This window comes from Vibrio sp. 1F169 (assembly GCF_041439605.1).
Classification (GTDB): Bacteria; Pseudomonadota; Gammaproteobacteria; order Enterobacterales; family Vibrionaceae; genus Vibrio; species Vibrio tasmaniensis_A.
This window is the reverse complement of the sequence record NZ_JBGOOI010000013.1, coordinates 41757-67688: the sequence shown is the minus strand read 5'-3', so window position 1 is coordinate 67688 and position 25932 is coordinate 41757. Positions and strand designations below refer to the sequence as shown.

25 protein-coding genes and 1 pseudogene are annotated in these 25932 nt (G+C 43.9%); 20 read left to right on the top strand and 6 right to left on the bottom strand.

The annotated features are described in order from the left end of the window. Positions 1-278: 278 nt before the first annotated feature. The 3 genes and pseudogenes from ACED53_RS07975 to ACED53_RS07965 all read right to left on the bottom strand — a co-directional run bounded on the left by ACED53_RS07975 (position 279) and on the right by ACED53_RS07965 (position 4120). Positions 279-1205 carry an aminoimidazole riboside kinase gene (locus tag ACED53_RS07975; protein WP_029223959.1) on the bottom strand — a complete coding sequence of 309 codons (927 nt, stop codon included), beginning with the start codon at positions 1203-1205 and terminating at the stop codon, positions 279-281. Between the two features lie 89 nt (positions 1206-1294). Continuing rightward, positions 1295-2661: pseudogene (locus tag ACED53_RS07970) on the bottom strand (PTS transporter subunit EIIC). Positions 2662-2677: 16 nt separating this feature from the next. Further along, entirely contained in the window at positions 2678-4120 is a 1443-nt protein-coding gene (locus tag ACED53_RS07965; protein ID WP_017099579.1) for a glycoside hydrolase family 32 protein, read from the bottom strand. 198 nt (positions 4121-4318) lie between these two features. Between ACED53_RS07965 and ACED53_RS07960 the strand changes: the two genes are divergently transcribed. Then, positions 4319-5332: a LacI family DNA-binding transcriptional regulator gene (locus ACED53_RS07960; protein ID WP_017099580.1), complete on the top strand. Its 1014-nt coding sequence runs from the start codon at positions 4319-4321 to the stop codon at positions 5330-5332. A 43-nt stretch (positions 5333-5375) separates the two neighbouring features. Here the strand turns inward: ACED53_RS07960 and ACED53_RS07955 are convergent, their stop codons facing one another. Next, complete coding sequence (locus ACED53_RS07955; RefSeq protein ID WP_017098076.1) at positions 5376-5816, bottom strand: CBS domain-containing protein; 441 nt, start codon at positions 5814-5816, stop codon at positions 5376-5378. Positions 5817-6151: 335 nt separating this feature from the next. On the opposite strand from ACED53_RS07955, the gene queA reads away from it, so the two are divergent. The 5 genes from queA to secF all read left to right on the top strand — a co-directional run bounded on the left by queA (position 6152) and on the right by secF (position 11814). Continuing rightward, positions 6152-7204 carry a tRNA preQ1(34) S-adenosylmethionine ribosyltransferase-isomerase QueA gene (queA, locus tag ACED53_RS07950; protein ID WP_017099581.1) on the top strand — a complete coding sequence of 351 codons (1053 nt, stop codon included), beginning with the start codon at positions 6152-6154 and terminating at the stop codon, positions 7202-7204. A 194-nt stretch (positions 7205-7398) separates the two neighbouring features. Further along, complete coding sequence (tgt, locus tag ACED53_RS07945) at positions 7399-8535, top strand: tRNA guanosine(34) transglycosylase Tgt (protein ID WP_009848280.1); 1137 nt, start codon at positions 7399-7401, stop codon at positions 8533-8535. Between the two features lie 110 nt (positions 8536-8645). Then, on the top strand, positions 8646-8975 hold the full coding sequence (gene yajC, locus ACED53_RS07940) for a preprotein translocase subunit YajC (protein WP_009848281.1): 330 nt from the start codon (positions 8646-8648) through the stop codon (positions 8973-8975). 20 nt (positions 8976-8995) lie between these two features. Continuing rightward, positions 8996-10852: a protein translocase subunit SecD gene (gene secD / locus ACED53_RS07935; protein WP_009848282.1), complete on the top strand. Its 1857-nt coding sequence runs from the start codon at positions 8996-8998 to the stop codon at positions 10850-10852. Between the two features lie 14 nt (positions 10853-10866). Next, on the top strand, positions 10867-11814 hold the full coding sequence (gene secF, locus ACED53_RS07930; protein ID WP_012603308.1) for a protein translocase subunit SecF: 948 nt from the start codon (positions 10867-10869) through the stop codon (positions 11812-11814). A gap of 8 nt (positions 11815-11822) precedes the next feature. Here the strand turns inward: secF and ACED53_RS07925 are convergent, their stop codons facing one another. Together ACED53_RS07925 and suhB are read right to left on the bottom strand one after the other, a co-directional pair. Next, entirely contained in the window at positions 11823-11981 is a 159-nt protein-coding gene (locus ACED53_RS07925; RefSeq protein ID WP_017099582.1) for a hypothetical protein, read from the bottom strand. A gap of 187 nt (positions 11982-12168) precedes the next feature. Beyond that, positions 12169-12972, bottom strand: coding sequence for an inositol-1-monophosphatase (suhB, locus tag ACED53_RS07920; RefSeq protein WP_009848284.1), 804 nt, complete (start codon positions 12970-12972; stop codon positions 12169-12171). A 181-nt stretch (positions 12973-13153) separates the two neighbouring features. Here suhB and trmJ point away from each other — a divergent pair, with 181 nt between their 5' ends. The 14 genes from trmJ to ispG all read left to right on the top strand — a co-directional run bounded on the left by trmJ (position 13154) and on the right by ispG (position 25879). Next, the gene (gene trmJ, locus ACED53_RS07915; RefSeq protein WP_017099583.1) at positions 13154-13882 is read left to right on the top strand and encodes a tRNA (cytosine(32)/uridine(32)-2'-O)-methyltransferase TrmJ; all 729 of its coding nucleotides are present in this window, start codon (positions 13154-13156) and stop codon (positions 13880-13882) included. 116 nt (positions 13883-13998) lie between these two features. After that, entirely contained in the window at positions 13999-14520 is a 522-nt protein-coding gene (gene iscR, locus ACED53_RS07910) for a Fe-S cluster assembly transcriptional regulator IscR (RefSeq protein ID WP_017099584.1), read from the top strand. Positions 14521-14547: 27 nt separating this feature from the next. Next, positions 14548-15762 (top strand): IscS subfamily cysteine desulfurase, encoded by a 1215-nt coding sequence (locus ACED53_RS07905; RefSeq protein WP_009848287.1) that lies wholly within the window; start codon positions 14548-14550, stop codon positions 15760-15762. A gap of 33 nt (positions 15763-15795) precedes the next feature. Beyond that, complete coding sequence (gene iscU / locus ACED53_RS07900) at positions 15796-16173, top strand: Fe-S cluster assembly scaffold IscU (protein ID WP_004735094.1); 378 nt, start codon at positions 15796-15798, stop codon at positions 16171-16173. Between the two features lie 101 nt (positions 16174-16274). Next, positions 16275-16598 carry an iron-sulfur cluster assembly protein IscA gene (gene iscA / locus ACED53_RS07895; protein WP_004735095.1) on the top strand — a complete coding sequence of 108 codons (324 nt, stop codon included), beginning with the start codon at positions 16275-16277 and terminating at the stop codon, positions 16596-16598. Between the two features lie 80 nt (positions 16599-16678). After that, positions 16679-17194, top strand: coding sequence for a co-chaperone HscB (hscB, locus tag ACED53_RS07890; RefSeq protein WP_009848288.1), 516 nt, complete (start codon positions 16679-16681; stop codon positions 17192-17194). Between the two features lie 22 nt (positions 17195-17216). Then, a complete protein-coding gene (gene hscA / locus ACED53_RS07885) occupies positions 17217-19067 on the top strand; it encodes a Fe-S protein assembly chaperone HscA (protein WP_017099585.1) in 1851 nt (616 codons plus the stop codon). Positions 19068-19087: 20 nt separating this feature from the next. Next, positions 19088-19426, top strand: a complete 339-nt coding sequence (gene fdx / locus ACED53_RS07880) for an ISC system 2Fe-2S type ferredoxin (RefSeq protein WP_017098073.1) — start codon at positions 19088-19090, stop codon at positions 19424-19426. A gap of 92 nt (positions 19427-19518) precedes the next feature. Then, positions 19519-19719: a Fe-S cluster assembly protein IscX gene (gene iscX, locus ACED53_RS07875; RefSeq protein ID WP_004735099.1), complete on the top strand. Its 201-nt coding sequence runs from the start codon at positions 19519-19521 to the stop codon at positions 19717-19719. A gap of 206 nt (positions 19720-19925) precedes the next feature. Continuing rightward, positions 19926-21221, top strand: coding sequence for an aminopeptidase PepB (gene pepB / locus ACED53_RS07870; protein WP_017099586.1), 1296 nt, complete (start codon positions 19926-19928; stop codon positions 21219-21221). 106 nt (positions 21222-21327) lie between these two features. After that, the gene (ndk, locus tag ACED53_RS07865) at positions 21328-21762 is read left to right on the top strand and encodes a nucleoside-diphosphate kinase (RefSeq protein ID WP_004735101.1); all 435 of its coding nucleotides are present in this window, start codon (positions 21328-21330) and stop codon (positions 21760-21762) included. A gap of 422 nt (positions 21763-22184) precedes the next feature. Then, on the top strand, positions 22185-23327 hold the full coding sequence (locus ACED53_RS07860; protein WP_009848292.1) for a bifunctional tRNA (adenosine(37)-C2)-methyltransferase TrmG/ribosomal RNA large subunit methyltransferase RlmN: 1143 nt from the start codon (positions 22185-22187) through the stop codon (positions 23325-23327). A 466-nt stretch (positions 23328-23793) separates the two neighbouring features. After that, positions 23794-24750 (top strand): cytoskeleton protein RodZ, encoded by a 957-nt coding sequence (rodZ, locus tag ACED53_RS07855; RefSeq protein ID WP_017099587.1) that lies wholly within the window; start codon positions 23794-23796, stop codon positions 24748-24750. A 7-nt stretch (positions 24751-24757) separates the two neighbouring features. Further along, entirely contained in the window at positions 24758-25879 is a 1122-nt protein-coding gene (gene ispG / locus ACED53_RS07850; RefSeq protein WP_009848294.1) for a flavodoxin-dependent (E)-4-hydroxy-3-methylbut-2-enyl-diphosphate synthase, read from the top strand. Positions 25880-25932: the final 53 nt, after the last annotated feature.

The following is a 25932-nucleotide window of genomic DNA, read 5'->3' as shown; positions in this document are numbered from 1 at the left end:
TATTCTTAACAAATTCTTACATGATTCTAACGATAAATATATCAATAAATAGTATGTATCCACTATATTTTGATGCCTAAGAATGATGGGTAAATAGGTTGTTGATATTATTGGATTTTGCTTGTTGCTCGTCTGGTTTCACATCAGCTGAGAGTTATTGTTTAGGCCTCTTCCGTATGATTAACGCATCTTTAATTTGTATTACAAAGTCATGGAGTAGGAAAGTTCGGTTTGGTATAGCCTAATAGCTTGATTATTAGGCTATTTATATTATTGGGTTAAAGCTTATTTAGGGATGTGAGTAGCTTTCTTTTCTCTGGTAAAGCGGTCATTGCGCCTTTCTGGGTTGTTGCTAATGCCCCGCAGCCATTGCCCCACATTACTGCTTGTCGAATGATTTCAGGTTGATGCCATTCCTCGTATTGTGAGAGGTAGGCGAGTAGACCTGCGACAAAGGCATCTCCCGCACCAGTAGTATCAATGGCTTGAACTTTTTGACTCGCAATGTGCTCTCGTTGTCCATCTACTATCATCAACGAACCCGTAGCACCTAAGGTGACCAAAGTGACTGGGATTTTCAATCGGTCTAGTGCTGTTATTCCTGATTCTAATGTGTTGCTTTCTGTAAGAAAAAGCAGTTCTTCTTCTGAAAACTTAACCACATCTGCTAAGGCGATGGCTTGCATAACGATAGGACGAATCTCTTCAGGGATTCGCCAAACCTCTTCTCTTAGGTTGGGGTCAAAGCTAACAAATCCTCCTTTTGATTTGATTCCTTTAAGTGCTTTCAGCGTTGTACTTCTGCTTGGCTCATTTGCTAATGCGATTGAACAGCAGTGTAGCCACTCACCTTGATTAAAGGTGGGGATATCATCTTCTGTCATGAACTGATCTGCACTGGGTTTTACCATGAAGGTAAAAGTTCGCTCGCCATCTTGGTCAAGATCGACCAGCACGGTTGATGTTCTGTGTTTTTCATCGAATTTGAGTTGGGACGTATCAACCCCTTGCTCTTGGAGAACCTCTGACATAAAACGACCAAATGGATCATTACCAACTCGGCCAAAAAAACTAGCTTGGCCTGATAAACGAGCAATACCAACCGCAACGTTTGCGGGGGCGCCGCCTGGACATTTTAAGTAGGTAGAGTCGCTCTCAGGAATTAAATCCACCACAGCATCTCCAGTTAACCATACCTTATTCATCATTATTTCCTCATATAGAAGCCCACCTGAGCATAAGTAGGTGGGAAATGGGTGACTTGCCTAGGGGGAAGCAAATCACCCAAAGTTGATTAAGCGTTTTTAACCGGGTTATAGATGCGAGTCAGCATAAATGCTGTGGCAAATGCACTAGCAATAACGGTTAGGTAACCAATGACCGCAGAAAGTGATTGCGAATAAAGAAGAATACCTGGAATAAAGGTAATGCCCATACCGGTTGCACTGATGTTGAGTAAGTAACAAGCCCACCTACAGCACCGCCTACCATGCCAAAGACAAAGACTTTTCCATATTGTAAGTTCACACCAAACAGAAGTGGCTCTGTAATACCAAATAGTGTGGATATCGAAGCACTGTAGGCATTACCTTTTTTCAGTTTATCTTTGAGTAGAGTCGCGACGGCTATCGCAGCGCCAAATTGACCTGCCATTGAAGCAGTACCAAGAGGTTGCAGTGGGTTAACACCAGTTTCATTTAATAAGCCAATCTCAATGACACCAAGAGCATGGTGTAGACCGGTGATCACGATCATTTGCTGAACGGCACCATAAAGGATGTAACCAATACCAAGAGGTAGGTCGAGCGCCATACGTACTAGAGAAGTACAGCCGTGTTCAATGCTTTGTAGAATCGGACAAAAGCCAAACAAGATGACAAATACGGCAATCGTAATGGTTAAAAATGGAGTGAAGACTAGGTCCATACTTGCTGGAATGAAGCGGCGTAGATTACGCTCCAAGTAAGAGACAAACCAACCTGCGAATATTGCTGGAAGTACAGTGCCTTGGTAGCCCACTAATGGGAAGTTGATTCCCAATAAGTTGACCATCATCGGCTCGGCACCGCCAGAGGCTACCACCCAAGCATTAGGTAATTGTGGGGCGACCATCATCAAACCAACAACGATGGCAATAATAGCATTGCCACCGAATTTCTTTGCCGCAGAATAAGCGATTAAAACGGGTAAGAAGGCAAAGGCAGTGTCGGTTAGCATGCTAAATAGGGCAAGCGTTTCGGGTGAGAAACTCATGCCAGAATGCAGCATCATGCCACGTAAACCCATCAGTAAGCCGGTGGTCACTAGTGCTGGGATCAGTGGGATCAAAATATCGGCGAGAGTGCGAACCACTTTTTGACTTATGGTCATATCTGCGAAGGCATCTTGTTTAAAATCTGAGTTATCAAGCTCTCCGCCTAATGCGTGCTTTAATGAGTCATAAACGTGAGAGACTGTACCAGTGCCAATAATAAATTGGTGTTGACCTGATTGATAAAAGTAGCCGCTGATCTGTTTAATTTCTTTTGCTTTTTCAGAATCAACTTTTTCGTTGTCTTTTAGGATGAGGCGCAAGCGTGTGGCGCAGTGTTCTGCGTTGCGGATGTTCTCTATGCCCCCGATACTCTCGAGTATCTCGTTTACGGTAGCGTCATAATTCATTTTGTTCACCATTTTATTATATTGTAAGGTAGTTAAGTTTGATATCCATACCGGTATCTTCTTTTTGTAATATATTTAATCTGTGTTCTTCATTTTCAGGGAAAAACAAACAAGTAAATACATCTCGTCCATTGTTGAGGTATATCTCAATGATGCTTTGGTCACATATAAATTTGACATCCGTTATGTCATAATTTGTTCTGTGATGTCTGACGCTTCCAAATTCCCAATCTTCTGGATGGTGGTTATATTGGCTTCGATCTAAGTGAATATCTCTGTCTTTAATAGAGAATAACAATTTCTTATTTTTAGTTTCGATGGATATTTTTATATTTCCATTGAACTCATTTACATCGAGTGAAAATGAAAGTTGCTCTAACTTAATGGGTATATTGGTTTTATTTATTTCCAATGGACGCTTATTAAAAGAGTCAGATTGCAAAATCTTCGGTTGTTGGTATAAGCGACGATTAAGAATTGATAGTGTTCTCGGTAATGTTAAACAGTTAACCCAGCCAAATTGGCGACTTGGTAGTTCTTCATCGGTCCCTGCCCATGCAATAAGAGTTTGCTCATCTGGGGTGTTCGCCATAGTTTGTTGGGCATAAAAATCAAACCCACGGTCCAATTCATCCCAGTGTTCAACTTCAAAGGTCAGTTTTTCGAAGTTGATGCTGCCTAAACAATAGATAACGTTGAATCGGTTATGGAATCGACTTCCGTTTGCCTTGCTACCTTGCGGTGAAAAAATTAAAACGTCATGGCCGTCAACGTTTAATAGATCAGGACATTCGAACATGTAACCTGTTAAGAATTCCCCTGAGAACTGAAGATCTAATTCTCCTTTGAATTCCCAACTGAGCAAATCATCCGATTGATATATGATGATTGCCCCTGATAGATCGGCTTCTCGCTGCGCACCGAGCAACATGTAATAGTGCTCATTGTGTTTAACGATTTTGGGATCTCGTACATGCCCGGTATACCCCTTGGGAACCGACTTAATAACTGGATTCGGACTATACTTGGTGACGGCATTAGTGTTATCGAGTAATGCTAAACATTGGTTTGCATCTCGAGATGAGCCTTTTTTAATGTTTCCTGTATAAAATAAATAAGCGTTATTATTTTCTACAAAAGCACTGCCGGAATATGCTCCGTGAGATTCGTAATTTTCTTTCGGTGTTATTTTAGAACCATGCCTCTTCCAGTTTAATAGGTCATTAGAAGTTAAATGCATCCAATGCTTCATTCCATGGTAGGTATCGAATGGAAACCATTGGTAAAATAAATGGTATTGATTATTGAAAAAACAAAAACCATTTGGATCATTTAATAAACCATGGGGAGGCGTAATATGAAATAAAGGTCTCATTTCTAATGATCTTTCTATTTCAGTAAACTTAGTGATTTCACTAGCCGTTGCTAAATTGATTGTTTTGTATTTTTGTTCTTGCACGATGGCTTACCTAATCATGTTGCTTGGTTTAAATCATAGGTAGGGTGACGATTTGATAAAATAGTGAGGACGAATTCTCCTGCAGTTCTGAGTGAGTATTGGCTAAATCTGTAGTCGTTTGTGATGTAACACCAAGTCTTATTACATGTTTTTGGTTAATGTATTGAGCTGGTAGATTGTTAAAGAGAATGAGTGAACATGACTATTAGGGATGTTGCTAAACGTGCGGGTGTATCAATCGCGACAGTATCAAGGGTGCTAAATGGTAGTGATCGTGTTTCAGAGCAAGCAAAGCTGTCTGTGATTAGTGCGATGGAAGCTCTGAACTATCAGAAACCGCCAGCGAAGCGTAAAAAGCCAACTAAGCTGTTTGCTGTCATTGTGAGAAATATGTCGAATCCTTTCTTTACTCAGTTAGTGGATGTTCTTGAGGAAGAGGCCTACAAGCATGGCCGAAGCATACTGTTGTTTAATAGCCGGAATAATTTACAGTTAGAGAAGACGTTTCTTTCGGAGTGCATCAACCATAAGGTTGATGGTGTTTTTCTAATCCCTCGCTCGTTGAAAAAAGAACATCTAGAGCCTTTAGGTGAGCTACCGTTTCCTGTCGTATTGTTGACAGCGACAGACCCTACTGTTGCGAGTATAGGAACTCATCACCAGCACGGGGGTGAGCAAGTTGCCTGTTATTTTGCTAAGCGAGGGTATCGTCGTATTGGATTTATTGGAGCCAGCGATATTCAATCGGATCGTTTTATTGGTTTTCAAACAGAACTAAAGTCTCGCGATATCCTGTTGGATACAAAACATGTGTTAGCTCCCTATACTACGGAGTCGTTGACAGAATATATCCAACACTTGATCGTCGATAATTCTTCGCCACTGGAAGCTGTATTTTGTTCCGATGATATATCGGCTAGTCATCTATTTAATGGGTTAAAATCAGTAGACAGTCAACTGCTTGAAAGGGTTGATATTGTAGGGTTTGATGACACATTTATTGCCCAGTCATTGGGCTTTTCAAGTGTTAAGCAACCAATACATCAAATTGCGCTGTTAGGTTTTGATATGATGATGGAGTTGATTCAAATCGGAGAGTCTTTTCCAAAAGCTATGTTGCTAGAACCGACAGTCGTTATCCGACATACACCTAAAGTTCCGTCTATTTCACGTAGCCCTGAAATTCTTCGTAATAACGTACAGCAACGCTAAGGATTCGCTCTCTTTCCTTAGCGTGTCTATTGGTGAAGAGTGGTTAATTTACCTCTTCCGGTTCCGCTTCTTCTTGTAGCTCTAGCAGGTTAATGGCTATCGTAACGAAATCGCTGTCTGTAATGATGCCCACGAGTTCGTGGTTCTCTACGACAGGTAAACAGCCCACTTTGTGTTTCTGCATATAAACAGCAGACTCTTTTAGTCCTGCGCGCGGCTCTACAGACATAACACTCTTGTGCATGATGTCATTGAGTGGTGTTGCAAGAGTATAGGATTGAGCTTGTGGGATGTTTTGTAGGCTAGATTCTTGAGCGGCAAGAACGTCTCGCTGTGTGACGACGCCAAGTAGTTGTCTGTCGGCATCAACAACCGGAATATGGCGGATATCAAGCGCTTCCATCATGTGCTTTGCATCGGCCAGTGAGTGTGAGCGCAATAGGGTATGAGGGTTGCGAGTCATCATATCTTCAACCTTGATCATACAGACCTCCTTCTTTTTTATTTGTTGCTATTACTATAGTTTTTTATCCAAAAAATAACTGAGATCTAACGCATTTTTGGGTGAGTTTCATGCAACTAATTTTGGCTTTTTTATGAGGGGGAGTGGTCGTATTATTTTACGACTCTTTACAATAATCCAATGCTGTAAACCTTGCTATTGCGGCTCGTGTGCCTATACTAGCCCACTGCGAAATTTTTAGTCATGTTTACGATGTGTTTCTGGTAACGATTTACTTACCGAAACGATTGTTCGGCAACTTCGACTTAATATTCGTCAACGGCATAAATATCATCAACTAAGACAAGACTCGACACATGCAAGTTTCAGATTTTCACTTTGACCTACCAGATGAACTCATTGCTCGCTACCCTCAAGAGGAGCGCACAGCAAGCCGCCTACTTAAATTAGATGGCAACAATGGCAACCTAGCTGATGGTTCGTTTAAAGACGTTTTAGACTTGGTTGAGCCAGGCGATCTTGTTGTTTTTAATAACACTCGCGTGATTCCTGCTCGTGTATTCGGTCGCAAGGCATCAGGCGGTAAGCTTGAAGTGTTGGTTGAACGTATGCTGGATGAGAAAAGCATTCTTGCGCATGTTCGTTGTTCTAAATCACCGAAACCGGGTACCAAATTGTTCCTTGGTGAGAACGATGAGTATGAAGCTGAAATGGTGGCACGTCATGATGCGTTATTTGAAATCCATTTCACATCCGATCAAAGCGTTTTAGAGATTCTTAACAGTGTTGGTCACATGCCACTGCCTCCTTACATCGATCGTCCAGATGAAGATGCCGATAAAGAGCGCTACCAAACTGTCTATAATGAAAAGCCGGGTGCGGTTGCTGCGCCAACAGCAGGCCTTCACTTTGATGATAAGCTAATGGCTGACATGAAAGAAAAAGGTGTTGAGTTTGCTTACGTGACACTTCACGTTGGTGCTGGTACGTTCCAGCCAGTAAAAGTCGATAATATCAATGACCACCACATGCATGCTGAGTACGTTGAAGTACCGCAAGAAGTGGTGGATGCCGTAGCTGCTGCAAAAGCACGTGGCGGGCGTATTATTGCCGTTGGTACAACCTCTGTGCGTTCACTAGAAAGTGCGGCTCAAGATGCATTGAAAAATGGCACTGAGTTAGTTCCTTTCTTTGGTGACACAGAAATCTTCATCTTCCCTGGTTATGAATATCAGCTGGTGGATTGCTTGATTACCAACTTCCACTTACCAGAATCAACGCTGATTATGTTGGTGAGTGCATTTGCTGGCTACGACAATGTGATGGGCGCATACGATCACGCAGTGAAGAGCGAATACCGTTTCTTCAGCTACGGTGATGCGATGTTCATCAATAAGAAAACGAGCTAATTTTAGCTGGTTATAAACGATATAAGCAGAATTTACGGGTGCTAGCAGTAAGCTAGGAGTCGGGCAGGGTGTCTGTCTAATCTCTCGCAAGGAATACGCGACCGCTCCTCATAGAACCCACTAGACTGAACTTTTGTTTGGCCTAAGGTTCTGAATTAACAGTCAGATTGTTTCTCTGGCATATTGGAGGCTTCGTGAAATTAAAATACGAACTTAAAAAAACTAATAGCGGCGCACGTCGTGGTCAACTTCAGTTTGAACGCGGTACCGTTGAAACCCCTGCATTTATGCCTGTAGGTACTTACGGTACGGTAAAAGGCATGACACCTGAAGAAGTAAAAGACACAGGTGCTGAAATCCTATTAGGTAATACATTCCACCTATGGCTACGTCCTGGTCAAGAAATCATGAAACTGCACGGTGATTTGCACGATTTCATGAACTGGAAAGGTCCTATCTTGACTGATTCAGGTGGCTTCCAAGTATTCAGCCTAGGAGCAACGCGTAAAATCACTGAAGAAGGTGTTCATTTCCGTAACCCTGTAAACGGTGACAAGATCTTCATGGACGCTGAGAAGTCGATGGAAATCCAAAAGGATCTAGGCTCAGACATCGTAATGATCTTTGACGAATGTACGCCTTACCCTGCTACGCATAAAGAAGCTAAAGACTCGATGGAGATGTCTCTTCGTTGGGCTCAGCGTTCACGCGATCACTTTGATAAGCAAGAAAACCCGAACTCACTATTCGGTATCGTTCAAGGTGGCGTATACGAAGACCTTCGTGATGTATCCGTTAAAGGCCTAACAGAAATTGGCTTTGACGGTTACGCAGTAGGTGGCCTAGCAGTAGGTGAACCAAAAGAAGATATGCACCGCATTCTTGAGCACACATGTCCTCAACTGCCTGAAGATAAGCCTCGTTACCTAATGGGTGTAGGCAAACCTGAAGACTTGGTTGAAGGTGTTCGTCGCGGTATCGATATGTTTGACTGTGTTATGCCAACGCGAAATGCACGTAATGGCCACCTGTTTGTAACGGAAGGTGTGATCAAGATCCGTAATGCGAAGCATAAAACCGATACAACACCACTAGATTCAGATTGTGACTGTTACACTTGTAAGAACTACAGCAAGTCGTACTTACACCATTTGGATCGTTGTAACGAAATCCTAGGTGCTCGACTGAACACGATTCACAACCTGCGTTTCTACCAACGAGTAATGTCAGACATTCGTCAGTCTATCGATGAAGACCGCTTTGAAGAGTTCGTTGCAGAGTTCTACGCAAGAATGGGGCGTGAAGTGCCACCACTAGGTAAAGAATCTTAGTATTTCTTTTTTGCGAGCCCTATCTCTCTTCCGAGTGATGGGGCTTGAAAATAAAGGGATACGACCCAATTAGACAAACAATTACGAAAATATAATAGAGGATGTTTTAAATGTTTATTTCTCAAGCTCACGCAGCAGCAGAAGGTGCACCAGCAGGCGGCGGTTTCGAAATGCTTATCATGCTAGGTATGTTCGCTGTGATCTTCTACTTCATGATCTACCGTCCACAAGCTAAGCGTGTTAAAGAGCACAAGAGCCTTATGTCTTCTATGGGCAAAGGTGATGAAGTTCTTACAAGCGGCGGCCTAATCGGCAAGATCACTAAGATTGCTGAAGACAGCGACTACGTTGCTATCGAACTGAACGCAAACAACGAAGTCGTTATCAAGAAAGACTTCGTTACAGCAGTGCTACCAAAAGGTACTCTGAAATCACTATAAACAGCTAGAGGATCCTCGCTGTGCTAAACCGTTATCCGTTATGGAAGTATTTGATGGTGATGTTTGCCATCGCTATCGCTGCGTTGTACGCACTTCCAAATATATACGGTGAAGATCCGGCAGTTCAAGTTACAGGGGCGCGTGGCGCCTCTGTAGATCTGTCTACGCTGGATGCTGTCACCAATGCTCTTGAAGCAGAAAACCTTTCTACTAAATCCGTTGCTCTCGAAAACGGTTCCATTCTTGTTCGATTTAACGATACAGATACGCAAATCAGTGCCCGTGATATCATCACAGAAGCACTCGGTGATGACGTTATCGTAGCTTTAAACCTAGCGGCTTCAACTCCTGATTGGCTTGAATCTATTGGTGCTGCACCAATGAAACTGGGTCTTGATCTACGTGGTGGTGTTCACTTCTTAATGGAAGTGGATATGGACGCTGCGATGCAAAAACTGGTTGGCCAACAAGAAGAAGCGTTCCGCAGTGAACTTCGTGAAGAGAAAATCCGCTACCGTGCTATTCGCCCATCGGGTAAAGATGCGGTTGAAGTGATTCTGCGTAACGAAGAGCAGCTTGCTGAAGCGAAATCGCTTCTGCAATCTAAGCACCAAGATATGACGTTCGTAGATTCAGAATCTAACGGTCGTTTCTCTTTGATTGCTAACTTCACTGAAACTCGTCTTCAAGAAATCCGCAATTATGCGGTAGAGCAAAACATTACTATTCTACGTAACCGTGTTAACGAACTTGGTGTTGCTGAGCCTTTGGTTCAACGTCAAGGTGCTAGCCGTATCGTAGTGGAATTGCCAGGTGTTCAAGACACGGCTCGTGCTAAAGAAATTTTAGGCGCAACCGCGACTCTTGAATTCCGTGAAGTGGACAGCAGTGCCGATTTGGCCGCTGCAGCTTCTGGCCGTGCTCCTGCTGGTAGTGAAATTAAGCAAGACCGTGATGGTCGTCCTGTAGTACTTAAGAAACGCGTTATCTTAGGCGGTTCTAGCATTACAGATGCAAGCTCAAGTGTTGATGAATATGGTCGCCCACAAGTTAACATCTCGCTAGACAGCGAAGGTGGTAGCAAGATGTCTACATTCTCTCGTCAAAATATCGGTAAGCTAATGGCAACCGTATTTGCAGAGTATAAAGACAGCGGTCGTAAAACACCTGAAGGCCGAGTGATCCTAAGTAAGCACGAAGAAGTGATTAACCAAGCGACGATTCAATCTGCGCTTGGCCGTAACTTCCGTATTACAGGTATCGACTCAACGGCTGAAGCTCATAACTTGGCACTTCTACTACGTGCAGGTGCATTGATTGCGCCTATCTCGATTGTAGAAGAACGTACGATTGGTCCATCTATGGGTCAACAAAACATCGATATGGGTATCATGGCGATGGTTTGGGGTATGGCTGCAGTAATGCTGTTTACACTGCTTTACTACCGTACTTTCGGTTTGATTGCGAACGTCGCTCTGATGGCTAACTTAGTGTTGATTATTGGTGTGATGTCGATGATTCCTGGCGCGACAATGACGCTACCAGGCATTGCCGGTATCGTATTGACGGTCGGTATGGCAGTCGATGCCAACGTTCTTATCTTTGAGCGTATACGTGAAGAACTTCGAGATGGACGTAGTCCACAACAAGCGATTCACCAAGGTTATGCAAACGCATTTAGTACAATCGCCGATGCCAACATCACCACACTACTAACAGCAATCATTCTATTTGCTGTCGGTACAGGTGCGATTAAAGGCTTCGCGGTAACGTTATCAATTGGTATCTTGACTTCAATGTTTACAGCTATTATCGGAACACGTTGTATCGTGAACCTGATGTATGGCGGCAAACGCGTTAAGAAACTGTCGATCTAAGGCTAGGAATTAATATGTTTCAGATTCTAAAAGCAGACAAAATGATCGACTTCATGCGTTGGTCAAAGGTTGCCTTTTTATTCTCAATCTTGATGATTGGTACTGCTATCTTCACCCTAACAACGAAATCGTTGAATTGGGGTCTAGATTTTACCGGCGGAACCCTGATTGAAGTGGGCTTTGAGGAGCCAGCAAACCTACCTGATATTCGAAGCGCACTAGAAGCTGAAGGCTTTGGTGATGCTACGGTTCAGAACTTTGGTTCTGCGCGTGAGGTAATGGTTCGTCTACGTCCACGTGATGGTGTTGCGGGCGAAACGCTTGGTAACCAAATCCTGTCTGCAATTAAAGATGGTACTGGTGAGCAAGTTGAGATGCGTCGTATCGAGTTCGTTGGTCCAAACGTGGGTGATGAACTAACAGAAGCTGGTGGCCTTGCTATCCTTGTTTCTCTTATCTGTATCTTGATCTACGTATCAGTGCGATTTGAATGGCGATTAGCTGCAGGTGCTGTATTAGCCCTAGCGCACGACGTTATCATCACACTAGGTGTGTTCTCTCTAATGCAAATTGAGGTCGACCTTACCATCGTAGCAGCCTTGCTAACGGTAGTCGGTTACTCCCTTAACGATACCATAGTGGTATTTGACCGTATTCGTGAGAACTTCCGTAAGATGCGTAAAGGCGAGGCACCTGAAGTGCTGAACAGCTCAATCACACAAACATTGAGCCGTACATTGATCACTTCTGGTACAACGTTATTCGTAGTTATCGCACTGTTCGTTCAGGGCGGCGCTATGATTCACGGCTTTGCGACTGCACTTCTACTGGGTATTACCGTTGGTACTTACTCTTCTATCTACGTTGCATCTGCACTAGCTATGAAGTTGGGTATTACGCGTGAACACCTAATGCCACCACAAGTGGACAAAGAAGGTGAAGAGTTTGACGAAATGCCTTAGGCCGCGGCTTAACAACTTTCGCTAAACCAAAAAAACCGCTGGGCAACTAGCGGTTTTTTTATGTCTGTATATTGTGGGTTAGCTTTTGTATCCGATTGCACATTGCCGTATTTGCCAATACCAATACCAATACCAATACCAATACCAATACCGATACCAAGTGCCAAAGTAGCTAAGTCACTATCTAGTGACGATCTAAATACAGCCGACAGAGCAGTGATTTGTGTTCACTGTAACTAACCGACATTTTGGTCGTATCTCGTATCTCGTATCGCGGATACAAAAAAGCCTCGCAATAGCGAGGCTTTGAAAATCTTCTGCTCTTAACTAAAGAGCATCAACGCAAGGTCTGAATTACTTCAGCATACCTTCGTTAGAGTTCTCACGAACGTGCTTAAGAATAGACTTAACACCACGTGCGCTTGAAGCAACAACATTACCAGAGGTCATGTAATCAGTGCCGCCAGCAAAGTCAGTCATGATAGCACCAGCTTCACGAGCGATTAGATCGCCAGCTGCTAGATCCCATGGCTTAAGGCCTAGTTCTAGGTAACCGTCAACACGGCCAGCCGCTAGGTAACATAGGTCAAGAGCTGGAGAACCAGTACGACGGAAATCAGCACAATCAACGAATAGACCAGAGATGATCTTCATGAAAGATTCAGAGTGTTGTTTTTGCTTGAATGGGAAACCAGTCGCTAGAACAGTACCTTGAAGGTCTTTTAGTTGAGTAACACGCATACGAGCGTTGTTAAGTTGAGCGCCAGCGCCACGTTGAGCTGTGAATAGCTCGTTTAGCATTGGGTCATAAACACAAGCAACTTCTGTACGACCGTTCATGCGAACAGCGATAGATACTGAGAAGTGAGGGAAACCTTTTACAAAGTTGTTGGTGCCATCTAGTGGGTCAACGATCCATTGTACGTCAGAATCTTTACCTTCAGTTAGGCCTGACTCTTCAGAAATAATGCTGTGCTCTGGGTAAGATGATTTGATTGTCTCAATGATCATGTACTCAGCTTCTTGAGCAATGTTAGTAACGTAATCATTGTTACCTTTTAGAGACGATTCGATCTTATCAGTTGTTTCTAGAGATTTAGCAATATGGTTGCCAGCTTTACGCGCAGCGCGTATCGCAATGTTTAGCATTGGATGCATATGGTTTTTCCCACAAGATGTTAAAGAACAGTTTAAAGCGGCGGCGAGTATACCAAAGTTTCCCCAAAAGGGAAGTGGTTATTTTTTGAACTCTTGATTTCACATTCCGAGAAGGGTCTGACCATTTTACTTAGCTATGTGTTAATATCTCGCGATTATTTTTAAAGTGGTGTCATATAGCATGTTAGACAATGTAAAAGTCGTTCTGGTTGGTACGTCTCATTCGGGAAATATCGGATCAGCAGCTCGCGCAATGAAAGTGATGGGTTTGAGTCAGTTAGTTCTTGTAGACCCTCAATGTGAAGTTGACGAGCAGACCTTAGCACTGGCTGCGGGTGCAGGTGACATCGCGGAAAACGCGACCATCGTTTCTACACTGGATGAAGCAGTAAAAGACTGTGGTTTGGTGGTTGGTTCGAGTGCTCGCTCTCGTACGCTTGAATGGCCAATGCTTGAGCCGCGTGAATGTGGACAAAAATTTGCAGTTGAAGGTCAAAAGCACCCTGTAGCGTTAGTGTTCGGCCGTGAGCGTACAGGCTTAACCAATGATGAACTTCAGAAGTGTCATTTCCATGTATGTATTCCTGCAAACCCCGAATACAGCTCACTAAACCTAGCAATGGCAGTACAGACTCTTAGCTATGAAGTGCGTGTAGCACACCTTGATATGGTGGCGAGCCAGTACCAGCCGCAGCAACAAGATGAGTACCCTCGTCACGAAGAACTAGAAATGTTCTATGAGCACCTTGAAAAAGTGATCATTGATACCCAATTTATCTCTATGGCTAAGCCGGGTCAGGTGATGAATAAGCTACGTCGTTTGTTCAGTCGAGCTCGTCCAGAGCTGCAAGAGATCAACACTCTACGCGGCATTTTGACTTCAATTGAGAAGAGCAAAAACGACAAATAAAGCCCATGCAAACCTTAAGGGTGAATACCTGACTAAAATAGTCAACTAAATACTTGACCAATTTAGTCGGGTATGGGAAAATTCCAACCACATAAACAATGTGGATACGGTGTGATATGAAACTTACATCTAAAGGAAGATATGCGGTAACAGCTATGCTAGATGTAGCACTGCATTCGCAAAAAAGCCCAGTTCCTCTGGCTGATATTTCAGAGCGACAAGGCATCTCGTTATCTTACTTAGAACAACTTTTTTCTAAGTTACGTAAAGCTGGCTTGGTTGCTAGTGTTCGTGGTCCTGGCGGTGGTTACCGTTTAGGTGCTGAAGCGGGCGACATCGCTGTCGGAACTGTAATTGCTGCAGTTGACGAATCAGTCGATGCAACTAAGTGTCACGGTCGAGCAGATTGCCAAGGCGGTACTCGTTGTTTAACTCACACTTTATGGCGTGATTTAAGCTCCCGAATCAGCAGCTTCTTAAACGACATTACGCTCGGTGAGCTAATGAAAGATAACGAAGTTTTAGAGATTTCTGATCGTCAAGATATCGATCTTGCGGTTAATAATGGTTTTGCACATAAAAATACGAGCACTACAACGATTAGTGCAGCACCTCACGGTGTTAATGCCCGCTCTTAGCGGTCAGTTTTTACATTGGAGTAGAAAATGAAACTGCCTATTTACTTTGACTATTCAGCTACATGCCCAGTCGATCCACGTGTTGCTGAAAAAATGGTTCAGTGCATGACGATGGACGGTAACTTCGGTAACCCTGCATCTCGTTCACACCGTTACGGCTGGCAGGCAGAAGAATCAGTAGATAATGCTCGTGAGCAAATTGCCGATCTACTAAATGCAGACCCACGTGAGATTGTTTTCACGTCAGGTGCTACAGAGTCAGATAACCTTGCTATCAAAGGTGCTGCGCACTTTTACGAGAAGAAAGGTAAGCACGTAATCACGTGCAAAACAGAACACAAAGCGGTTCTTGATCCATGTCGCCAATTAGAGCGTGAAGGTTTTGAGGTGACATACCTTGAGCCAGAAGCAAACGGCATCATTGATCTAGACAAGCTACAAGCTGCAATGCGTGAAGATACTGTTCTAGTTTCTATCATGCACGTAAACAACGAGATTGGTGTAATCCAAGATATCGGTGCAATCGGCGAATTATGTCGTGCACGCAAGATTATCTTCCACGTTGATGCGGCGCAGTCTGCGGGTAAAATCCCACTAGACGTAAAAGAGATGAAAGTTGATCTTATCTCTATGTCTGCACACAAAGCATACGGCCCTAAAGGCATCGGTGCTTTGTACGTTCGTCGTAAGCCACGTATTCGCCTTGAAGCGCAAATGCACGGTGGCGGTCATGAACGTGGTTTCCGTTCTGGTACGCTTGCTACTCACCAAATCGTGGGTATGGGCGAAGCGTTTGCTATCGCTAAGCAAGACATGCAGAAAGATTACGATCACGCACTAGCACTTCGTGAGCGCCTATTGAAAGGTGTTCAAGATCTAGAAGCAGTAACCGTAAACGGCGACTTAGACCAACGTGTACCACACAACCTAAACGTGAGCTTTGCTTTCGTTGAAGGTGAATCTCTGCTTATGTCTTTAAAAGACCTAGCGGTATCATCAGGTTCTGCATGTACATCAGCAAGCCTAGAGCCTTCATACGTTCTACGTGCTCTTGGTCTGAACGATGAACTGGCACACAGCTCAGTACGTTTCTCATTCGGCCGTTTCACAACGGAAGAAGAAATCGACTACGCGATTGCACAAATCCGTGTAGCGGTAAACAAATTACGCGACATGTCTCCTCTATGGGATATGTATAAAGAAGGGATTGATTTGAACACTGTTGAGTGGGCTCATCACTAATCTCACGGAAATAGAGGATTCGAGGTAACTATCATGGCATATAGCGAAAAAGTAATTGATCACTACGAAAACCCACGTAATGTAGGTTCGTTTGATAAAGAAGACCCAAGTGTAGGTAGCGGCATGGTTGGCGCACCGGCTTGTGGTGATGTAATGAAACTGCAAATCAAAGTATCTGCAGAAGGTATTATTGAAGACGCAAAATTCAAGACTTACGGTTGCGGTAGCGCAATCGCTTCTAGCTCACTAGTAACTGAGTGGGTTAAAGGTAAAAGTATTGATGAAGCAGCTGCTATTAAAAACTCTGAAATCGCAGAAGAGCTTGAGTTGCCACCAGTGAAAGTTCACTGTTCAATTCTTGCTGAAGATGCAATCAAAGCAGCTGTTGCGGATTACAAAAAGAAGCACTAATCGCTTCAATACCGTAATTACGTCGACAAAAAAGTAATATTTGGGAGCATCCTTTGTGCTCCCCCTGAGTTCTCAATTTATATAAAACACAAGGTTGTAGTATGGCCATCACCATGACAGATACGGCAGCAAGCCGAGTTCAAGCTTTCCTAGATAACCGTGGTAAAGGTCTCGGGTTACGCTTAGCAGTAAAAACTACTGGCTGTTCGGGTATGGCGTATGTACTGGAATTCGTTGACGAGCTTAACGAAGAAGACGAAGTGTTTGAGCATTCAGGTGTTAAGGTCATCATTGATCCAAAGAGCCTAGTATACCTTGATGGTACTGAGCTTGATTATGTAAAAGAAGGCCTAAACGAAGGTTTTGAATTCAACAACCCGAACGCGAAAGGCGAATGTGGTTGTGGTGAGAGCTTCAATGTTTAAACGCTTGAATCGTTAAGCGTTGTAAGCGAAGAATAAAATTAGGCTCTGAACAAAGAGCCTAAACTTAGGACCACCTTTACATGAATCATTTCGAATTATTTGGGCTACCACTTCAGTTTCAACTGGATGGTAGCCTTCTTTCTTCTCAGTTTAGAGATCTGCAACGCCAATTCCATCCTGATAAATTTGCGATAGCTTCTGAGCGTGACCGCTTATTAGCCGTGCAAAAAGCGGCACAAATCAACGATGCGTACCAGGTATTGAAGAATCCAATCAGCCGAGCAGAATACCTGCTAGTTCAACACGGTGAAGACATTCGTGGCGAACAACAAACCATGCAAGATCCGATGTTCCTGATGGAGCAAATGGAACTGCGTGAAGAGCTAGAAGATATCGCAGACAGTTCTGATCCCGAAGATGCGCTATTTGCATTTGAAGGCAAGGTTAGCAAAATGTATAAACAACAATTAAGCGCTATCCAACAAGAACTCGAAAGCGAAGCTTGGCTAGAAGCTGCAGACCGAGTAAGAAAGCTTAAGTTTATTGCAAAATTAAAGAATGAAATCGAATTAGTTGAAGATCGTTTGATCGGCTAGTTTGTATAACAAGGACACATCCATGGCACTACTTCAGATTGCAGAACCAGGGCAAAGCGCCGCTCCTCACCAGCACAAGCTTGCTGTGGGTATTGATTTAGGTACAACAAACTCGTTGGTTGCTGCAGTACGCAGTGGCGAGGCGAGCACACTCGTTGATCAACAAGGTCGAAGCATTTTACCTTCCGTTGTTCACTACCAGTCGGAATCTTATACGACTGGCGATGAAGCTCGTGCTAACGCGCAGACTGACCCTAAAAATACCATTATCTCAGTTAAGCGATTAATCGGTCGTTCACTGTCAGATATTCAACAGCGATACCCGTCTCTGCCATATCAGTTTGAAGAAAGTGATAATGGTTTACCTGTGATCCGCACAGAACAAGGCAACAAGAACCCAATCCAGGTTTCTGCTGATATTCTACGAGCGCTTGGCCAACGTGCTGAGTCTACGCTAGGCGGTGAGTTATCTGGCGCCGTAATTACGGTTCCTGCGTATTTTGATGATGCACAGCGTGCTGGTACGAAAGACGCGGCTCAACTTGCTGGTCTTCACGTGTTACGTCTTCTTAATGAACCTACTGCGGCAGCGATTGCTTACGGTCTGGATTCAGGTAAAGAAGGGGTGATTGCGGTTTATGACCTTGGCGGTGGCACGTTTGATATCTCTATCTTACGCCTGTCTAAAGGTGTTTTTGAAGTATTAGCAACGGGTGGCGACTCTGCATTAGGCGGAGACGACTTTGACCACTTGATCGCAGAGCACTTCCAAGAGCAAATGGGCTTATCAGAGCTAACCGCAGAACAGAATCGTATTCTTCTAGATGCAGCAACAGAAGCGAAGATTGGCTTATCTGAAGCTGAAAGCGTTAATGTTGAAGTGTTGGGTTGGGCTGGTTCATTAACTCGTGAAGAGTTTGAAGACATCATTAAGCCGCTTGTTAAGAAAACACTGCTTTCATGTCGTCGTGCATTGAAAGATGCTGAAGTTGACGCGGATGATGTTCTAGAAGTCGTGATGGTCGGCGGTTCAACTCGTACGTTACTTGTACGTGAAATGGTCGGTGACTTTTTTGGTCGTACGCCATTAACCAGCATTAACCCAGATGAAGTGGTTGCGATTGGCGCTTCTATCCAAGCGGATATCTTAGTCGGCAACAAGCCTGACTCTGAAATGCTGCTGCTTGATGTTATTCCTCTTTCCCTAGGTATCGAAACGATGGGTGGCTTGGTCGAAAAGATCATCCCACGCAATACCACGATCCCTGTTGCTCGCGCACAAGAATTTACCACGTTCAAAGACGGTCAAACTGCAATGACAGTACACACCGTGCAAGGTGAACGTGAGATGGTTGATGACTGTCGTTCATTGGCTCGTTTTGCTCTAAAAGGCATTCCACCAATGGCTGCTGGTGCGGCGCATATTCGTGTGACTTACCAAGTAGATGCTGATGGCCTGCTATCGGTGACTGCTATGGAGAAGAGCACAGGTGTTCAAGCTGAAATTCAGGTTAAACCGTCTTACGGCTTAAGCGATAATGAAGTGGCGAATATGCTGAAAGATTCGATGACGTTTGCTAAGGAAGACATGCAAGCGCGTGCTCTCGCTGAACAACGTGTAGAAGCAGATCGTGTTATCGAAGGTCTTATTGCAGCAATGCAAGCTGATGGCGATGAGCTGCTTGATGAGCAAGAAAAACAGCTCCTTCTGCAAGCTATTGAAGCACTGATTGAAGTGCGTAATGGCGAAAGCGCTGATGCCATCGAACTAGAAATTAAGAATACCGACAAAGCGAGCCAAGACTTTGCTTCTCGTCGTATGGATAAATCAATTCGAGCTGCACTGTCAGGTCAGTCAGTCGATAATATTTAATAGTTAGAGAATAGATAAACATGCCAAAGATTATTGTTTTACCTCACGAAGATCTATGTCCAGAAGGCGCTGTTTTAGAAGCAAAAACTGGTGAGACGGTTCTTGATGTTGCATTGAAGGCCGGTATTGGTATTGAACACGCATGTGAGAAGTCGTGTGCATGTACTACATGTCACGTCGTGATTCGTGAAGGTTTCGACTCTTTAGAAGAGAGTGATGACCTAGAAGACGACATGCTAGATAAAGCATGGGGTTTAGAGATGGAATCTCGCCTTGGTTGCCAAGCTAAAGTAGCTGATTCGGATCTTGTTGTAGAGATTCCAAAGTACACGTTGAACTTAGCTTCTGAAGAGCATTAAGAAGTAAGCTCGACTAAAACTGTTAGTAAAGCTGGCATAGAATATAAGTCACTAAGATGACAAATCGTCGCTGATAAAGATAAGGAAATGTTATGAGTTTGAAATGGATTGATTCGCGAGATATTGCGATTGAACTATGTGATTTATACCCAGATACCGATCCTAAAACAGTACGCTTCACGGACTTGCATCAATGGGTGCTAGATCTTGAAGATTTTGATGATGAGCCGAATCACTCGAATGAGAAAATTCTAGAGGCCATTATATTGTGCTGGATGGATGAGATGGATTAATCCTCTTGTCTAATCACTTGGTCGCGGGTTGGTATCAGTCCAATGTAAAACGCAGCCAAGTTAACAATTCTTACTAAAAAAAGCGGACCTTATGGTCCGTTTTTTTATCAAAATGACATTTTCCTCCTACATAATGCTAACATCAGTGCGCTAATAAAAAACAATCAGAATCACATACTCAAAGTGGTTCATGACAAGGAGAAATCATGTCTACACAGATGTCAGTATTTTTAAGTCAAGAAGCTGCCCAGCCTCAGTGGGGAGCAAGAGCTATTTTATCGTTCTCAGAAGCGGGAGCGACAATTCACATTGGTGAAGGCCACGATCTAGGCGCGGTTCAACGTGCGGGTCGTACGCTTGACGGACAAGGTATCGCATTGGTTGCACTTAGCGGTAAAGGCTGGGATCTAGAAAGTGTTTGGGCTTTTTACCAAGGCTACCGTGGACCAAAGAAAAAGAATGCATTGGAGTGGGATACTCTAGCTGAAGCTGATCAGGTTGAATTGGAAGCACGTATCCGCGCGACAGATTGGACGCGTGACATCATCAACAAAACGGCTGAAGAAGTTGCCCCTCGTCAATTAGCGACAATGGCAGCTGAATACATCAAGTCAGTGGCACCAGCAGGCACTGTTAAAGCGAAAATCGTTAAAGACAAAGATCTCCTAACTGAAGGTTGGGAAGGCATTTATGCGGTAGGCCGCGGCTCTGAACGTACTTCTGCAATGCTTCAACTGGACTTCAACCCTACCGGCGATGAAAACGCACCCGTGTTTGCTTGTCTTGTGGGTAAAGGTATCACTTTCGACTCAGGCGGTTACAGCATTAAGCCAGGTCAATTCATGACAGCAATGAAGGCTGACATGGGTGGCGCCGCGACTATTACCGGTGGTTTAGGTCTTGCGATTGAACGTGGCCTGAACAAGCGCATCAAGCTTATCTTATGTTGTGCAGAGAATATGATCTCTGGTCGTGCATTGAAGCTTGGCGACATCATTACTTACAAAAATGGTAAGACTGTCGAGATCATGAATACCGATGCGGAAGGTCGTTTAGTTTTGGCTGATGGCCTGATGTTCGCAAGCGCTCAGAATCCTGAGTTGATCATCGACTGTGCAACGCTAACTGGCGCGGCTAAAAATGCATTAGGTAACGACTACCACGCATTATTGAGCTTTGATGATGAGTTGTCTCATCAAGCACTAACGGCTGCGAACCAAGAGAAAGAAGGTCTATGGCCATTGCCGCTTGCTGATTTCCACCGTGGTATGTTGCCTTCAAACTTTGCTGATCTTTCAAACATCAGCTCTGGTGATTACACTCCGGGTGCAAGTACAGCTGCCGCGTTCCTTTCTTACTTTGTAGATGACTACAAAAAAGGTTGGATTCACATGGATTGCGCGGGTACTTACCGCAAGTCATCAAGTGATAAGTGGGCTGCAGGCGCGACCGGTATGGGTGTTCGTACACTGGCTCGTCTTCTTATCGACCAAGCAAAATAATAATAAGAGTGAGCGGTATTTCGATACCGCTTATTCATAAACTCAGATCGAATGATCTTAGTAATTTCAGTATTTAATAACAAAAAAATGAAGTGAAGGAATCCCTATGGCTCTAGAAAGAACGTTCTCAATTGTTAAGCCGGATGCAGTTAAGCGTAACCTTGTCGGTGAAATCTACCACCGCATTGAAAAAGCTGGCCTACAGATTATTGCCGCTAAAATGGTTTCTCTTACAGAAGCGCAAGCAAGTGGCTTCTATGCAGAACATGAAGGTAAAGAGTTCTTTGGACCACTAAAAGAGTTCATGACTTCTGGTCCTATCATGGTTCAAGTACTTGAAGGCGAAAATGCGATCGCTCGTTACCGTGAACTAATGGGTAAAACTAACCCAGAAGAAGCTGCATGCGGCACTATCCGTGCTGACTACGCAATCAGCATGCGTTACAACTCAGTACACGGCAGTGATAGCCCTGAATCTGCGGCTCGCGAAATCGAATTCTTCTTCCCAGAATCTGAAATTTGCCCGCGTCCAGCTGAATAAGCAGACAACAGCAAGTCTCAATAAAGGCTTCACTTCGGTGAAGCCTTTTTCATTTCTGGTGAGTTCTCGTGTCATTCCTGAGAGTGAAGAAGGAGCATATCAGGAGTCTGAGTTTACTATTGGAGATTCCAGATACCTCGTTCCTCGGTTCTGGAATGACGAACAAGTCGCGTTAGTAGGAGGTCGGAGAGGGTGCGAGTATTAGGTGGTTAAAGCCCGTCATTCCCGAAAGCGACGGAGGAGCGTAATCGGGAATCTCTCTTTGAATTGGCCGAACTTAAGCAGGTAAATTTGACTGTGTAAATTTTAATCACTTAAGTTTGAATGTCTTAGTAAACACAAGGTTTTACAGTGCTTGTTGAAGTTGCGTAAAGGCTGTACAATTCGCGCCCTTAATTATTGTTCCGTCATTGAGAGGCATCATGACCACAGCTAAAGTCAATCTACTCGATTTTGATCGTAAAGGTCTTCGTAAATTTTTCACAGAAGAACTGAATGAGAAAGCGTTTCGAGCAGAGCAAGTGATGAAGTGGATTTATCACTTCGGTGTCGATGACTTCGAACAAATGAACAACATCAACAAAAAGTTACGTGAGAAACTGCTGCATCGCTGTGAGATTGTTGCACCTATCGTTTCTGAAGCTCAGCACTCTGCGGATGGCACCATTAAATGGGCGATGAGCGTTGGTGACCAAGACGTTGAGACTGTATACATCCCAGATGGTGATCGTGCGACGCTATGTGTATCTTCGCAAGTAGGTTGTGCGCTTGAATGTAAATTCTGCTCTACGGCTCAACAAGGCTTCAACCGTAACCTGAAAGTTTCAGAGATCGTTGGTCAAATCTGGCGTGCAGCACGTGAAATCGGTTTAGAGAAAGAAACGGGTCGTCGTCCAATTACTAACGTCGTAATGATGGGTATGGGTGAACCTCTATTGAACATGAAGAACCTAATTCCATCATTGGAGCTGATGCTTGATGATCTGGGTTTCTCACTGTCTAAGCGTCGTGTAACAGTATCAACATCTGGTGTTGTTTCTGGTCTTGATCAGATGACAGATAACATCGATGTAGCTCTGGCGATTTCTCTACACGCACCAAACGATGCACTACGTAGCCAAATCATGCCAATCAACGACCGTTGGGATATCCAAGACTTCCTAGCATCGGTTCGTCGCTACATTGCTTCTTCAAATGCTAACCGCGGCAAAGTAACGGTTGAGTACGTTCTGTTGGATCATGTGAATGATGATATGGACCACGCTCGTGAACTTGCTGAGCTAATGAAAGATACGCCTTGTAAGATCAACTTGATTCCATTTAACCCTTATCCGGGTTCGCCTTATAAGAAGCCAAGCAACTCTCGTATTGATCGCTTCCAAAAAACGCTGATGGAATACAACTACACAGTTACGGTTCGTAAAACTCGTGGTGATGATATTGATGCCGCATGTGGTCAGCTGGTTGGTGATGTTATTGATAGAACCAAGCGTACTAAAATGCTGAAAGCCGCCTCTGAAGCTAACTTGATCGCAGGTGATGTGATTCAAGTAAAAGCGGTTTAAATACCATTTAGATCTAAACAAGCCAGAAGGATTCCTTCTGGCTTGTTGCTTTTCTGGAAGGTGAATTTCCAATAATTGGATTTTTTCCCCACGCTTTCTTACATTTTTCGTCAAATTTTGGACAAAACCATGAGCTGACGGTAAATTTTGTTTAAAGTGTTTTTGCCTTGCAATGGCATTAGCTTATGATTAACTCATCTTAAATTAAATTAAATTAAATTAAATTAAATTAATTTAAGTGCTCGCTTGTTACCCGATAATCATCAATGTGTCTATTTAGGTTGGCTACTTGATAAACTAGCTTCCTGAGAAGGTCATCCATAGTCAATGGGTGATGTTCGTCTTTAAGGGTTGATGATTTAGATAACAGGAAAAATTCCACATAAAGTGGGTTGTTAGATTGAGCTTAAACGACAATAAAAATGCTCTCATCAACCTGCGATAATACTTTAGAAGTTCACTCTCTATGAACACAGAACACGAAACACAAACAAAAGAAACTGTCGCTCCAGAAATCGAAGCGGGAACGCTGCTTAAAAATAAACGAGAATCTCTTGGTTTAACACAAAAGCAGATTTCTGATCGTTTAAAGCTGCGCGTTACGCTGATCCAACAAATTGAAGAAAACCAATTCGAGTCAGATCAAGTTGCAACCTTTATGCGTGGCTACATTCGTTCATACGCGAAATACGTCAATCTTGACGAAAAGGTCGTATTGAGTGCACTCCATCATGCTGGTGACGCTCAACATCAAGAACAAGAAATGTTGAGCTTTTCTCGTAAGACCAAAACCGAGAAGCACAACAGCCGTATTATGATCCTTACTTGGAGCATTTTTGCGGTAATTGCGGGTATCTCCTCACTGTGGTGGTGGCAGAACCAACAACAAGACACCCTATCTCAATCTTTAGCTAATACTGAAAGCTCAGAAGAGCTAGCTGTAGAAGAATCACTTGCCCCTGAATTCACCTCTTTAGAAGTGATTGAAGCTGAACAAAATGAAGAGGGTACTTCTGTTGTTGAAGGTACTGATGACCTTGCTGCGATAAGCGATGCGGAAGATTCTGTTACATCAACTGACGAAACTACAGCACAGCAAGCAACAGAGACAGAACCAACTGCTGAAGTTGCTGCTAATGCTGTTAATGCAGAAGCTGTTGAAGCAAGCACTGCGCCTGAAGCTGTGATTAACGAGTTAGTGATGCAGTTCTCTGCTGATTGCTGGATCCAAGTGAAAGATGCTTCGGGCAAAACCTTGTCGACTGGCATCAAAAAAGCAGGCCAGTCGTTAAATCTATCAGGAACTGCGCCATATAAAGTGATTCTAGGTGCGCCAGAGGGCGTATCGATGACATTTGCAAGTGAACCTGTCGACCTTTCTGGGTATACTTCAGGCAAAGTAGCTAGAATAACCTTACCTTAGAGTTAATATGCAACACGAATCTCCTATTATTCGTCGCAAATCAACCCGTATTTATGTGGGTGATGTGCCGATCGGTGATGGTGCACCAATTGCTGTGCAATCCATGACCAACACAAGAACAACAGATGTAGCCGCGACCGTTGCTCAAATTAGAGCTCTGGAAAAAGTTGGCGCTGATATCGTTCGCGTATCTGTACCGACTATGGATGCCGCTGAAGCCTTTAAGCTAATCAAGCAGCAGGTCTCTGTTCCTTTGGTTGCTGATATTCACTTCGACTACCGTATCGCACTTAAAGTGGCTGAATACGGCGTTGACTGTCTGCGTATCAACCCAGGTAACATCGGTAACGAAAGCCGCATTCGCTCTGTTGTGGATTGTGCTCGTGATATGAATATCCCGATTCGTATTGGTGTTAACGGCGGTTCTCTTGAAAAAGAGATCCAAGAGAAATACACAGAGCCTACAGCAGAAGCGCTTGTTGAATCTGCAATGCGTCACGTAGACATCCTAGACCGTTTGAACTTTGATCAATTTAAAGTCAGCGTTAAGGCGTCTGATGTATTCCTAGCCGTCGGTTCTTACCGTTTGCTTGCTAAGCAGATTGATCAACCTCTTCACCTTGGCATTACCGAAGCGGGTGGTGCGCGTGCAGGTTCTGTGAAGTCAGCGGTAGGTTTAGGCATGCTTCTCTCTGAAGGTATCGGCGATACGCTGCGTATTTCGCTCGCGGCTGATCCTGTTGAAGAGATCAAAGTTGGCTTTGATATTCTTAAATCTTTGCGCATTCGCTCGCGTGGCATCAACTTCATTGCGTGCCCGAGCTGTTCTCGTCAAGAGTTCGATGTTATTAACACCGTTAATGCCCTTGAAGAGCGCCTAGAAGACGTGATTACTCCAATGGATGTATCTATCATCGGTTGTGTGGTTAACGGCCCTGGTGAAGCTGAAGTGTCTCACTTAGGTCTAGCTGGTAGTGCACGTAAGAGTGCTTTCTACGAAGACGGTAAGCGTCAGAAAGAGCGCTTCGATAACGATGACCTTGTCGACAAACTTGAAGCTAAGATTCGTGCAAAAGCATCAGTGCTTGATAAAGCAAATCGCATTGATGTAGAAAACTTAGAAGATTAATACAACGCGATGGGGTGTGATTGTCTATTCGCACTGATACCTGGTCGTGAGAA